Origin of the sequence: Micromonospora sp. NBRC 110038 (genome assembly GCF_020884815.1) — a bacterium.
Lineage (GTDB): Bacteria > Actinomycetota > Actinomycetes > Mycobacteriales > Micromonosporaceae > Micromonospora > Micromonospora haikouensis.
The window spans coordinates 264995-277924 of record NZ_BBOL01000008.1; the positions used below are offsets into that span (position 1 = coordinate 264995).

The window sequence follows — 12930 nt, forward strand, 5'->3', positions numbered from 1 at the left end:
TCACGGGGTAAACCGGCGGCGCGGTGTCGGGGGCGTTCGGCAGACTGTCGGCCATGTCGCCCCGCTCCGTCGCCGATCTGGTCGCCCTGCACGACGCCGGCACCCGCGTCCGCTACCTGCACTTCTGGGGGCACCGCCCCCGGCCGGACGGCACGGCCGGGGCAGGCTGCCTGAGCCAGTGGTGGCCCGCCCCGTTCACGGTGGACGGCCGGGTCTTCGCCACCGCCGAGCACTGGATGATGTGGCACAAGGCCACCCTGTTCAGCGACCACGACACGGCGGCGCGCGTCCTCACCGCCGGGCACCCGCAGCGGGCCAAGGCCCTCGGGCGCGCGGTCCGCGGTTTCGACGAGGCCACCTGGGCGGCGCACCGGTACGACATCGTCGTGGCCGGCAGCGTCGCGAAGTTCGCCGCGCACGACGACCTGCGCGCGTTCCTGCTCGGCACGGGCGAACGGGTGCTGGTCGAGGCGAGCCCGGTGGACCGGGTGTGGGGCATCGGCCTGGCCGCCGGCGACCCCGACGCGCAGGACCCGGCCCGCTGGCGCGGCGACAACCTGCTCGGCTTCGCCCTGATGGCCGCCCGCGCCGCCCTGCGCGCCCGATCCGCCGCGGCCCCGCGCCCCTGAGAGCCGCCCACCAGCACCCCACCCGCCCTACGGCCCTGACCCGCCCCCACCAGCACCCCGCGCCGCCCCGGCCAGCCGGCTGGCACCCGGGCTGGCACCCGGGCCGGAGGCGCGCGGCCGACGCGGTAACGTGCCGGGCGTGACCGGCGCACCGTACTCCCACTGTTCCTACTGCGGCGCGGGCTACCCGGCGGCGGCCGACTGGCCCCGGGTGTGCGCGACCTGCGGCCAGACCGTGTGGCGCAACCCGACGCCGGTGGCGGTCGCGGTGCTGCCGGTGCGCACCGACGCCGGCCTCGGCGTGGTCGTGGTCCGCCGGGACATCGAGCCCGCGCGCGGGCTGCTCGCCCTGCCCGGCGGCTTCATCGAGTACGGCGAGGCGTGGCAGGAGGCCCTGGTGCGGGAGCTGCGGGAGGAGACGGGGCTGGTGGCGTCCGCCGACGACGCGCAGCTGTTCGCGGTGCACGGGGCGCCGGCGGGCGGCACCATGATGGTCTTCGGGACGCTGCCGGAGCAGGCCGCCGGGCAGTTGCCGCCGTCGGCGCCGACGGAGGAGGCGACCGAGTGGCTGGTCGTCACCGAGCCGGTGGAGCTGGCGTTCTCCACCCACACCCGGGTGCTCGCCGACTTCCTCGCCGCCCACGGGGCGGCCTGAGCGGGCGATCCCTCAACCGGCGCGACCTGACCGAGGGTTGGGACGACCACGCCGACACACTACCCACATAACCTATCGGGTTAGTAGGCTGCTCTCGCCCGCGGCCGCCTCGGCGTGCCCGCACCTGGAGCCGCCCACCACCCGACCCGGAGACCCGATGACCCGCTGGACCCCCGACCCGTCGTTCTACCCGTCGCCGCGCGAGGCCGCGCAGGCCCCGGCCGAGAAGCTGGCGTACGTCGCCGCGTTCGACCGCGCCGCCGAGCGGCCCGACGCCCTCGCCGTGCTCGACACCGACCCCGACTCCCCCGAGTACGGGCGGGTGGTCGGCTGGACCGACCTGCCGCACACCGGCGACGAGCTGCACCACTTCGGCTGGAACGCCTGCAGCAGCGCGCTCTGCCCCACCGCGCCGCACCCGCACGTCGAGCGCCGCTACCTGATCGTCCCCGGGCTGCGCTCTTCGCGCGTGCACGTGTACGACACCAAGCCCGACCCGCGCGCGCCGAAGCTGGTCAAGGTGATCGAGCCCGGGGAGCTGGCCGAGCGGGCCGGATACTCCCGCCCGCACACCGTGCACTGCGGGCCCGACGGCATCTACCTGTCCGCCCTCGGCGGGGCGGGCGACGCCGACGGCCCCGGCGGCATCGCGATCCTCGACCACACCACCTTCGACGTACGCGGGGCGTGGGAGGCCGACCGGGGCCCGCAGCACCTCGCGTACGACTTCTGGTGGCACCTCAACCACGACGTGCTGGTGACCAGCGAGTGGGGCACCCCGTCGATGATCGAGGACGGGATCGTCGGCGAGCTGCTGCTCGGCCGCCGGTATGGGCACGCGATCCACTTCTGGGATCTGGCGAAGCGGCGGCACGTGCAGCGGGTCGACCTCGGCGACGCGTACCAGATGCCCCTGGAGCTGCGCCCCGCGCACGACCCGACGCAGACGTACGGCTTCGTCGGCGTGGTGATCAGCGTCGAGGACCTGTCCGCCTCGATCTGGCTGTGGCACCGCGACGGCGAGGCGTGGGCCGTGACCAAGGTCATCGACATCCCCGCCGAGCCGGCCGACGCGGCGGACCTGCCCGACCTGCTCAAGCCGTTCGGGGCCGTGCCGCCGCTGGTCACCGACATCGACCTGTCCGTGGACGACCGGTTCCTCTACGTCTCCTGCTGGGGCACCGGCGAGCTGCGCCAGTACGACGTCAGCGACCCGTTCCACCCGGTGCTGACCGGCTCGGTGCGCCTCGGCGGGATCGTGCGGCGCACCCCCCACCCCGGCTTCCCCGACGAGCCCCTGGCCGGCGGCCCGCAGATGGTGGAGATCAGCCGCGACGGCCGCCGGGTGTACGTGTCGAACTCGCTGTACGGCTCGTGGGACGACCAGTTCTACCCCGACGGGGTGGGCGCGTGGCTGGCCAAGCTGGACGTCGACACCGAGGCGGGCGGCCTCACCCCCGACGCCCGGTTCTTCCCGCGCGGCGAGGAGTTCCGGGGGCTGCGGGTGCACCAGACCCGGCTGCAGGGTGGCGACGCGTCCTCCGACTCGTACTGCTTCCCGTGACCGCGACGACCTGGCTGACGCTGGCCGGGCTCGGCGCGTTCCACGGGCTGAACCCGGCCATGGGCTGGCTGTTCGCGGTGGCCCGCGGGCTGCAGGAACGCAGCCGGCGGGTGCTGCTGGCGTCGCTGCCGCCGATCGCGCTCGGCCACCTCGTCTCCGTCGGCGTGGTGGCCGCGCTGGTCACCGCCACCCGGTCGGTCGCGGCGAGCACCGCCGTGGCGGTCGCCGGCGGCGTCCTGCTGGTCGGGTTCGGGCTGTGGCGGCTGCTGTCGCGCCGGCACTTCCGCTGGGCCGGGATGCGGCTGTCGAACGCGCAGCTCGCCGGCTGGTCGTTCCTGATGTCGTCGGCGCACGGGGCGGGGCTGATGCTGCTGCCGGTGCTGCTCGCCGAGCCGGTCGCCGGCGGCGGGCACGCCGGGCACCTGACGGCGGCCGGGGCGCTGCCGGGGCAGGCCGCTGCCGGGGCGCTGCCCGGGCTGGCCGCCGCCGGGGTGCACACGGTGGCGATGTTCGGCGTCGCGCTGGCCGCCGCCGTGGTCGTGTACGAGGTGCTCGGCGTCGGCGTGCTGCGGCGGGCGTGGTTCAACGTGGACCGGCTGTGGGCGGGGGTGCTGGTGGCCGCCGGGGTGGTGACGCTGGTCGCGGCGACCTGAGTGCGACGGGGTGGCGCCCACCGACCGGCAACTCCTACTGATTCAATAGGAGTTAGCTGTCGCCGAGCCGGAGGGAACCCCGATGCCGCACCACCTGTCGCACGACGAGGCCGACCACGACGCCCGGCGGGCCCGCCAGTGGCTCGCCGGGCGGGCCCGGGGCGCGGGAGTCCCCCGCGCGCGCCTGCTCGAACTCGGCGCGGCGATGACCGCCCTCGCCGCCGCCGCGGCCGAGCGCGATCCGGTCGCCGTCGCGCCCCAACCGGTCGGCACCGACCCCGGGGCGACCGACTCCGGGGCCCCCGGGCCCGGCTCCGGGCCCGCCGCGGACGCGGGCGGCGGCCCGTCCGGCATCGTCAAGCCGCTGCCGGCGCAGCTGTTCGCCCGGCACGACACCAACGCCGAGATGCGCTGGGAGGCGATGGCCGGGCAGGGGTACGTCGTGCCGACCGACCGGTTCTTCGTCCGCAACCACACCCACACCCCCCGGATCGACACCGGCACGTGGCGGCTGAGCCTGTTCGGCGACGGCCTGCGCGGCGCGCCCACCCGGGACCGCCCCGTCGAGTTCGGCTACGACGACCTGCGCCGGCTGCCCGCCGAACGGGTCACCGCGCTCGTCGAGTGCGCCGGCAACGGCCGCCGGTTCTTCGCCGGTCAGCAGGGCCAGCCGACGCCCGGGGTGGCGTGGGGGCTCGGCGGCGTCGGGGTGGCGCACTGGCGGGGCGTGCGGCTCGCGGAGGTGCTGCGCCGGGCCGGGCTGACCGGCGCGGCCGTCGACGTGATGCCGGAGGGCCTGGACCCGGAGTACGTCACGGGCGGCGTGAACCTGGGCCGGGTCCGCCGCCCCCTGCCGGTCGGCAAGGCCCTCGACGACGTGCTGCTGGCGTACGAGATGAACGGCGAGCCGTTGCCGCCCGACCACGGCCACCCGGTGCGGGTGGTGGTGCCCGGCTGGATCGGCGTCTCCTCGATCAAGTGGGTCGGCCCGGTCGAGGTCTCCGCCACCGCCCTGTTCTCGCCGTGGAACACCCAGCTCTACCGCATGTTCGGCCCCGGCTACCCGGCCGACGGCGCGGCGCTGGGCGCGCAGTCGGTGAAGAGCGCCTTCGAGCTGCCCTGGGACGCCCGCGTCCCGGCCGGCGCGGAGGTGCTGCTGCGCGGCCGGTCCTGGTCGGGGGCGGGCCCGATCCGGTCGGTGCAGGTGCACACCGGCGACGGCGGCTGGCGACCGGCCGAGCTGGTCACCGCCGACGCGGGCGGACCGTGGCAGCGCTGGACGGCCCGCTGGCGGCCGGCGAGCCCCGGCCCGGTGACGCTGCGCGCGCGGGCCACCGACGCCACCGGCGCCGGCCAGCCGGCCCGGGCCCGGCACAACGACCTCGGGTACCTCTTCGACGGCGTCGTCCGGCACCCGGTGACGGTCTGCTGACGCCACCGTGCCGGCGGCCGGCACGGCGGCGCCTTCGGGGCGGCGGTCAGTGCGGCGGGGCGGCGCCCTCGGTGTCGGCGACGTAGCCGCTGGCCTGGAGGTGGAACAGCTCCCGGTAGAGCCCGTCGGCGGCGACCAGCTCGTCGTGGGTGCCCTGCTGCACGAGTCGGCCGCGTTCCAGCACGAAGATCTGGTCGGCGTGCCGGACGTTGGCCAGCCGGTGGGTGATCAGCACGACCGCCCGGTCCGGACGCCGCCGCAGGTGCTGGAAGAGGGAGTGCTCCGCGCGGGCGTCGAGCGCCGCCGACGGCTCGTCGCAGATCAGCAGCGGGGCGTCCCGGTAGAGGCCACGGGCGGCGACGAGGCGCTGCCACTGGCCGCCGGAGAGGTCGTGGCCGTCCTTGAACTCGCGGTCGAGCAGCGTGTCGTACCCGAAGGGCAGGCCGACGATCATGTCGTGCGCGGCGGCGGCCCGGGCGGCGTCCTCCACGCTGGGCCCCCGGTGCCCGGCGGGCCGGTCGTGCCGGCCCACGCGGATGTTCTGCCCTGCGGTGAACGGGAACTTCCACCACTCCTGGGTGAGCACGGCGACCTGCGCGCCGGCCTGGCGCGGGTCCAGCTCGGCCGCGTCGACCCCGTCCCAGCGGATCGTCCCGCCGGTGGGCCGGTACAGGCCGGCGATCAGCTTCGCCAGGGTCGTCTTGCCGGAGCCGTTCTCGCCGACGAGGGCGACCACCTGCCCCCGGCGAACGGCCAGGCTGACCTCGTCGACGGCCGGTCGGTCGGTGTCCGGGTACCGCAGGCTCACCCGGTCCAGCTCGATGACGTCGAACCCGCCGGTCGGCCGGTCGCCCCCGGCGGCGGTCCGGCCGACCGCGCGGTCGAGGAAGTCCCGGTAGTCCTGGTAGTAGAGGGCGTCCTCGTAGAGCGAGTTGGTGGCGAACACCGCGATGCCGAGGCTGGAGCGGGCGGACTGCAGGGCGATCAGCGCCGTCGCGGCGGCGGCGAGGGCCACCATGCCGGCCAGCAGCAGGCCGGCGAGGACCGCGTACACGCCGAAGGTGGCCAGGCCGGCGGTGGCGGTGCCGAGCACCCTGGTCCGGGTCTGGACGCGGACCAGGCGCAGGTGGGCCCGCGTCTCGGTGGCCATCATCTTGCGGTATTCGCCGAGCAGGAAGTCGCGCATCTGGTACGCCCGGATCTCGGCGGCGGTGTGCCGGTTGGCCATCAGGTTGGCCAGCATCCACATCCGGCGACGACGGTTGATCCGGGCCAGCATCTCCAGGTACTGCCGGCGGGCCGTCTTCACCGCGGTCGCGGCCTCGGGCACGGCCGCCAGCAGCAGGCAGGGCAGCAGCAGCGGCTGGATCACGGTGACCGCCGCGGCGGTGGCGAGCACCCCGACCACTCCGGTGATCAGGTTGACGGTGTGGTCGACGACGAACGCCGCCTCCGTCACCCCGCGTTCGCGGGCCCGGTCCATCTCCTCGGCGAACCCGGCGTCGTCGAACGCGGCCAGGTCGACGGCCGTGGTCGCCTCGAACAGCCGCAGCTCGACCTGGTAGTTGATCTGCGGCGTGAGGCGGGCCTGCGCCCAGCCGGCCGCGATGGTCAACGCGCCCTTGGCCGTCACGGCCGCCGCCGCCAGGGCCAGGGCCGGCAGCGCCGCCCGGATCCGGTCCGGCGTCGGGCCCGCCGCGAACAGCTCACGCAGCACGCCGGTGGTGGCCAGCAGGCCGAGGGTGGTCATCACCCCGGCGGCCACGTTGAGCCCGATGGACGCGGCCGTGTCCCGGCGGCTGGTCGCCCAGGCCAGGGCGACCGCCTCGCGGACCAGCCGGGGCAGCCGGCGGGCCACCGCCCAGAAGGTGGTGTGGGCGAACTCGGTCGCGTGGTGCATCCACGCCCGGTCCTCCAGCTCGGGCAGCACCGACGCCTCGGCGGCGTCGGGCGCGCCACCCGCCGGCGCGGCGCCCTCCGCCGTTCCGCCCGCCGGCGCGGCGCTTTCCCGCGCGGGGTCCCCCGACGTGGGGGCCGTGCCGGGGGCCGTCGGCGTGGGCTCGGCGGGGGTGGTGGCGTCGGGTGATCGGCGTTGGCGGACGGCTCTCTTCACGGGCACCTCCGAGGCGGGCGCGGGCCGCGCGACCGGCGGCACACCGACGACCACCGGGAGCCTACTGTGCGCGACCGATCGATGTCAGCACGTCATCGGCATGTCGAACACGTGTCGCAGCCCGCCCCGTTCCCCGGCCTGCGCGGGGCGGCTCTCGCCACCCCGCGCCGACGGGAAGGGAACCCTGCTGTGCCGCAGGCGTCAACAAGGGGCCCTTCCCTGCACCTCAGCTGACGGTGAGGGTGACGTCGTCCACGACGAAGCTGGTCTGCAGCGACGAGTCCTCGACGCCGGTGAACGTCAGGGTGACCGTCTGGCCGGCGTACGCGGCGGCGTCGAAGGTGCGCTGGGTGTAGCCGCTGGCCTTGTTGAGGTTCGAGTACGTCGCCAGGGTGGTGCCGCCGACGGCGACGGTGAGCTTGTCGTACTGCCTGGTCGAGGTGGTCTCGGCGGTGTCGATGTGCAGCCAGAACGACAGGGTGTACGTGGTGCAGCCGGCCGGGACGGTCAGCGACTGCGACAGCGTCTGGGTGCGGCTGCCGCCGTACCCGCCGAGCCACGCCTTGTACGAGCCGGCGTGCGCGGCCTGGCTGGCCGAGTTGGTGATGACGCCCGAGGACGCGGTCCAAACGGTGGCGCCGCTCTCGAAGCCGGAGTTGCCGACCACCTGGCCGCCGGCGCAGCCGCCGGTGCCGGTCACGGTGACGCTGTAGGTGGCGGTGCGGGTCGCCGAGCCGGTGCCGGTGACCGTGATGGCGTAGGTGCCGGTGGCGGCCGAGGCGGAGGCGGCGATCGTCATCGTGGACGAGCCGCCGGAGGTCACCGACGACGGGCTGAACGACACGGTCACCCCGCTGGGCGCGCCCGTGGCGGACAGGGCGACGGTCTGGGCGCTGCCGGAGGTGGTGGCGGTGGAGACCGTGGCGGTGGTGGAGGCGCCCCGGGCGACGCTGCCGGACGTCGGGCTCACCGCGACGGAGAAGTCGTTGGTCGGGGTGCCGCCGCCGACGGCCTGGTCCCAGATCGCGTACGCGATGCCGTCGGCGCTGCGGTTGAGCCCGGTGGCGTTGATGTTGCTGGTGGTGTCGCAGGCCCGGTGGTAGCACGGGTCGTAGGACGAGCCGGCGGTGCCGCCCCACTTGGTGGCCTGCGCGGAGGTCTTGGTGGCGCTGGCGCCCATCGCGTACCCGGAGGTGGGGATGCCGGCCTGCTGGAAGGAGTAGTCGTCGGAGCGGCCCTGGCCCTCGACGTTCTCCTCCGGCGACAGGCCGAGGGAGTCCCAGTACGCCTTCAGCGGCGCGGCCGTGGTGGAGGTGACCCGGTTGATGAAGTAGCCGCCGTTGGTCGAGGCCACCATGTCGAAGTTGTAGTAACCCTTGATGTAGCCCTTCTGGGTGGCACTGAGCGAGTTCACGTAGAACTTCGAGCCCTGCAGGCCCTGCTCCTCGCCGTTCCACCAGGCGAACCGGACCCGCTTGGTCAGGCCCGGGTTCTGCTGGGCCAGCACGAGGGCGTTCTCCAGCAGCACCGACGAGCCGGAGGCGTTGTCGTTGATGCCGGGGCCGGCGGAGACGCCGTCGAGGTGCGCGCCGAACATGATGACCTGGTCGGCGGGGGCGCCGCCCGGCCACTCGGCGATCACGTTGTTGCCCGAGTAGGTGCAGCTGGTGCAGGTCTGCTCGGTGACCGTGTAGCCGGCGGCCTGGAGCTTGCTCTTGACGTAGTTGACCGACGCCGTGTAGCCGGCGGAGCCGGAGCGACGGTTGCCGCCGTTGCTGGTGGCGATGCTCTGGAACTGGCTCAGGTGGGCCTGGACGTTCGTCACGGAGATGTCCGGCGCGGCCAGCGCCGCGACGGCCGGGGCGGCAGCGGGGGCGGCGGGGACCTCGGCGGCGGTGGCCGGCAGGGCCGCCGTCGACGTGGTCAGCGCGAGAGCCGCGGCGAACGCCAGGCCCGCTGTCACTGTGGTGCGTCTCATGGGTGCTCCTCGGTGCAGGTAGGGGGTGTCGTGCACCTGGGCGTGACCGGACCCCGCTCGCGAGGGTGGGGCGGGCGGGGTCCGGCGGCGTGGCGAGGGGGCGCCGCGACGTTCGTTCCAGGGAAGGAAACACTTACACGCGTCGATTCAGCGGTCAATATCCATCATGGTCATACTGATCCGCTGATCACCCCGCGTCGCGGCCGGCGCCTGCCGTGGATCTAGGCTGCCCGTCATGCTGTCACTCGATGACCCGCGCTGGTCGGAACTCGACCACCGCAGCCAGTCGGCGGGCCGGCGTTCGCCGGACGCCCCGTCCGTCCCCGACGAGCTGCGGGCGCTGCGCGCCGACCCCACGGACCAGGAACGGTTCAGCGACCTGTGGCCGTACCTGTGCTCCGAGGACACGGCCTGGCCCGCCGCCTACGCCGCGGTCCCCCACCTGGTCGACATCGCCCGCGAGCTCCCGCCCGGTGAGCGCGACGAGTACCTGATCGTGGTCGGCCTCGTCGTCGCGTGCTCCGGGGAGTACGGGGAGGTCTCCGACGACCTGCCCGACGATCTCGCCGAGGCATACCGGCGGGCCCTGCCCGAGGCCCTGCCGCTGCTCGCCGAGACGCTGGCCGGCGGGCCGCACGACGACGTCGAGACCCGTTACCTGCTCGCCACCGCCGCCGCGCTGAAGGGCCACCCCGAGCTGGCCGAGCTGCTCAACGACCTCGACACCATCGAGTGCCCGGCCTGCGGCGAGCCCGTCTTCGACGACTCGGACGCCGAGGAGGAGGAAGAGGAGTGAGCGCGGCCGGGTAGGCGGACCGCCCGGCGGACGCACGCCGCCGCCTCAGCGCGAAGCGGCGGCGCGGCCCGTCAGCGCTCGCGGGCCCGTCAGCGGGTCGCCGCGGCGGCGGCCCGGCCGGCCTGCCGACCCGAGAAGATGCAGCCGCCGAGGAAGGTGCCCTCCAGCGAGTTGTAGCCGTGCATGCCCCCGCCGCCGAAGCCGGCCACCTCGCCGGCCGCGTACACGCCGGGCAGCGGCTGCCCGCCGGGGCGCAGCACCCGCCCGTCCAGGTCGGTGTGCAGGCCGCCGAGGGTCTTGCGGGTCAGGATGTTGAGCCGCACCGCGATCAGCGGCCCCGCCGCCGGGTCCAGCAGCCGGTGCGGCGGGGCCACCCGGATCAGCCGGTCCCCCCGGTACGCCCGCGCGCCCCGGATCGCCGTGACCTGGGCGTCCTTGCCGAAAGGGTTGGCGATCGCCCGGTCGCGGGCCTCGACGGTCCGGCGCACCTGCGCGGCGTCCAGGGTCGGGCCGCCGTCGGGGGCGACGAGGTCGTTCATCCCGGCCACCAGGGCCTCCAGGGTGTCGGCGACGACGAAGTCCGCGCCCCGCTCCAGGAACGCCGCCACCGGGGCCGGGGTGCCGGCGCGGGCCCGCTCGATCACCTGCCGGACGCTGCGGTTGGTCAGGTCCGGGTTCTGCTCGGAACCGGAGAGCGCGAACTCCTTGGCGACGATCCTCTTGGTGAGCACGAACCAGCTGTGGTCGTGGCCGGTGGCGCGCAGGTGGCGCAGCGTGGCGAGGGTGTCGAAGCCGGGGAACAGCGGCGCGGGCAGCCGCCTGCCGGTGGCGTCCAGCCACAGCGACGACGGCCCCGGCAGGATCCGGATGCCGTGCTGCGGCCAGATCGGATCCCAGTTGCGCAGCCCCTCGACGTAGTGCCACATCCGGTCCGGGTTGATCACCTGCCCGCCGGCGGCCTCGGTGATGCCGAGCATCCGCCCGTCGACGTGGGCGGGCACACCCGAGACCATCCGCTTCGGCGGGACGCCGAGCCGCGCCGGCCAGGCCGCCCGCACCAGGTCGTGGTCGCCGCCGATGCCGCCCGAGGTGACGACCACGGCCTGCGCCGCGTACGTGAACTCGCCCACCACGACCCGGGAGCTGGGCGCGCCGCGCGGGACGTCGCTGGGCTCCAGCACCGCCCCGCGTACGCCGGTGACGGCCCCGCCGGTGGTGACCAGGCCGTCGACCCGGTGCCGGAAGCGCAGCCGCACCCGGCCGGCGTCCACCGCGGCGGCCAGCCGGAGGGCGAACGGCTCGACCACGCCGGGGCCGGTGCCCCAGGTGACGTGGAAGCGGGGCACCGAGTTGCCGTGCCCGTCCGCCGCGCCGCCGCCCCGCTCGGCCCAGCCCACCACCGGGAAGAGCCGGTGCCCCATCGACCGCAGCCAGGACCGCTTCTCCCCGGCGGCGAAGTGCACGTACGCCTCGGCCCACCGGCGCGGCCAGTGGTCCTCCGGGCGGTCGAACGCGGCGCTGCCCAGCCAGTCCTGCCAGGCCAGCTCCACCGAGTCGCGCACCCCCATCCGCCGTTGCTCGGGCGAGTCGACCAGGAACAACCCGCCGAACGACCACCACGCCTGGCCGCCGAGGTTCTGCTCCGGCTCCTGGTCCAGCAGCAGCACCGTCCGGCCCGCGTCGGCGGCCTCGGTGGCGGCGACCAGACCGGCCAGGCCGGCCCCGACGACGATCACATCCGCATCCATGCCGGAACCCTACGGACCCGGGTGCCAAAATCAGTGGTAGGCGGAAGCAGGTTCCGCGCCCGGAACTGTCATCCGGATGACAAACGCGAGGGGGCGGCGCGGTGGCGGAGAGCCTCGCCGAGTTGGAGCCCCGCCTCGGCGGGCTGCCCCGGCACGTCGGCGAGCGGCTGCGGGCCGTCCGGGCGGCGCTGCACGAGCGGACCCTCGACGCGGTCCGGGCCACCATGCGCGAGCAGGGCCGGTCGCTGACCGGTAAGCAGGGCCGGGGCCTTGCCCTGGGCGTACGGACGGCCGTGGACGCGTTCGTGTCCGCCGTCGCCGAGCCGACCCGCCCGCTCGCCGACACCCGGCAGGTGTTCCACGCGCTGGGCCGCACCGAATACCAGGAGGGGCACCGCGTCGACGCGCTGCGCTCGGTGCTCACCGTGGGAGCCCGGGCCATCTGGGCGTTCCTCGTCGCGCCCGAACGACCGGACCGGCTGGCCGCCGACGAGCTGTACGTGATCGCCGCCGCCCTGTTCGGCTACACCGACACCCTCGCCGGGGCCGCCGCCGAGGGCTACCTCGACGAGCAGCGCGACGCCGCACACGACTGGATCGTCGTCCGCCGCAGGCTGATCACCCTACTCGTGCAGCCCGACCCGCCCGCCGACACCGCGCTGCACGCCGCCGCCGAGGCCGCCCGCTGGCCGCTGCCCCCCACCGTCGCCGTGATCAGCGTCGACGGCTCCGACGACGAGCACCTCGCCCGCGCCGTCGGCGGCGGAGCCGTGGCCACGGTCATCGACGACGCGGTGCGGATCGTGCTGCCCGACCCGGACGCCCCGGGCCGGCTCGCCGCGCTGCGCCGGGCCCTCACCGGCCGGCGGGCGGCCCTCGGCCCGACCGTGCCGGTGCGGCAGGCCCGCGCGTCGTACCGGCTGTCGCGGCGGGCGCTGCGCCTGCACGCCGGCGGGGCGCTGCCCGCCGACGGCGTCGTGGACTGCGACGCGCACCTGCTCACCCTGCTCACCCACTGGGAGCCGGGGCTGACCGACCGGCTCGTCGCCCGCGCCCTGGCCCCGCTGGCACCCCTCGGGCCGGCCGCCCGCCGGGCCCTGGCCGAGACACTCGCCACCTGGCTGGACACCCAGGGCCAGGTGGTGGAGACCGCCCGGCTGCTGCACACGCACCCGCAGACCGTCCGGTACCGGATGCGCCGACTGCGGGAACGCTACGGCGCGGACCTCGACGACCCGGACGCCCGGCTCGCCCTGCACCTGGCACTGCGCCACCACCTGGGCCGCCGCCCCTGACCGCCCGCCCCGGCCCACCTGTTGCCGGGGCGGCCCGGCTCGCGGGACGGACTAGCGGGGCGTGGCG

At 75.4% G+C, this 12930-nt stretch carries 10 protein-coding genes; 7 read left to right on the plus strand and 3 right to left on the minus strand.

Going from position 1 to position 12930, the window contains the following annotated elements; translation table 11 throughout:
• Window positions 1–53 precede the first annotated feature (53 nt).
• The 5 genes from LPU61_RS25290 (at window position 54) to LPU61_RS25310 (ending at window position 4933) form a co-directional block, all read left to right on the plus strand.
• On the plus strand, window positions 54–629 hold the full coding sequence (locus LPU61_RS25290; protein WP_229406367.1) for an NADAR family protein: 576 nt from the start codon (window positions 54–56) through the stop codon (window positions 627–629).
• A 139-nt stretch (window positions 630–768) separates the two neighbouring features.
• Window positions 769–1284: an NUDIX domain-containing protein gene (locus LPU61_RS25295; RefSeq protein ID WP_229406368.1), complete on the plus strand. Its 516-nt coding sequence runs from the start codon at window positions 769–771 to the stop codon at window positions 1282–1284.
• A gap of 157 nt (window positions 1285–1441) precedes the next feature.
• The gene (locus tag LPU61_RS25300; RefSeq protein ID WP_043963359.1) at window positions 1442–2848 is read left to right on the plus strand and encodes a selenium-binding family protein; all 1407 of its coding nucleotides are present in this window, start codon (window positions 1442–1444) and stop codon (window positions 2846–2848) included.
• The gene (locus LPU61_RS25305; protein WP_043963358.1) at window positions 2845–3501 is read left to right on the plus strand and encodes a hypothetical protein; all 657 of its coding nucleotides are present in this window, start codon (window positions 2845–2847) and stop codon (window positions 3499–3501) included. The genes LPU61_RS25300 and LPU61_RS25305 overlap by 4 nt, the downstream gene beginning before the upstream one ends.
• Before the next feature lie 82 nt (window positions 3502–3583).
• A complete protein-coding gene (locus tag LPU61_RS25310) occupies window positions 3584–4933 on the plus strand; it encodes a molybdopterin-dependent oxidoreductase (RefSeq protein ID WP_229406369.1) in 1350 nt (449 codons plus the stop codon).
• A gap of 46 nt (window positions 4934–4979) precedes the next feature.
• On the opposite strand, the gene LPU61_RS25315 is transcribed toward LPU61_RS25310, so the two are convergent.
• Window positions 4980–7046, minus strand: coding sequence for an ABC transporter ATP-binding protein (locus tag LPU61_RS25315; protein WP_374199713.1), 2067 nt, complete (start codon window positions 7044–7046; stop codon window positions 4980–4982).
• 226 nt (window positions 7047–7272) lie between these two features.
• Window positions 7273–9024 carry a M28 family peptidase gene (locus tag LPU61_RS25320; protein WP_229406370.1) on the minus strand — a complete coding sequence of 584 codons (1752 nt, stop codon included), beginning with the start codon at window positions 9022–9024 and terminating at the stop codon, window positions 7273–7275.
• A gap of 235 nt (window positions 9025–9259) precedes the next feature.
• Between LPU61_RS25320 and LPU61_RS25325 the strand changes: the two genes are divergently transcribed.
• The gene (locus LPU61_RS25325; RefSeq protein WP_043963354.1) at window positions 9260–9820 is read left to right on the plus strand and encodes a hypothetical protein; all 561 of its coding nucleotides are present in this window, start codon (window positions 9260–9262) and stop codon (window positions 9818–9820) included.
• An 89-nt stretch (window positions 9821–9909) separates the two neighbouring features.
• Here LPU61_RS25325 and LPU61_RS25330 read toward each other — a convergent pair whose 3' ends face one another.
• A complete protein-coding gene (locus LPU61_RS25330; protein ID WP_229406371.1) occupies window positions 9910–11568 on the minus strand; it encodes an FAD-binding dehydrogenase in 1659 nt (552 codons plus the stop codon).
• Window positions 11569–11669: 101 nt separating this feature from the next.
• Here LPU61_RS25330 and LPU61_RS25335 point away from each other — a divergent pair, with 101 nt between their 5' ends.
• The gene (locus LPU61_RS25335; RefSeq protein ID WP_229406372.1) at window positions 11670–12863 is read left to right on the plus strand and encodes a helix-turn-helix domain-containing protein; all 1194 of its coding nucleotides are present in this window, start codon (window positions 11670–11672) and stop codon (window positions 12861–12863) included.
• Window positions 12864–12930 lie beyond the last annotated feature (67 nt).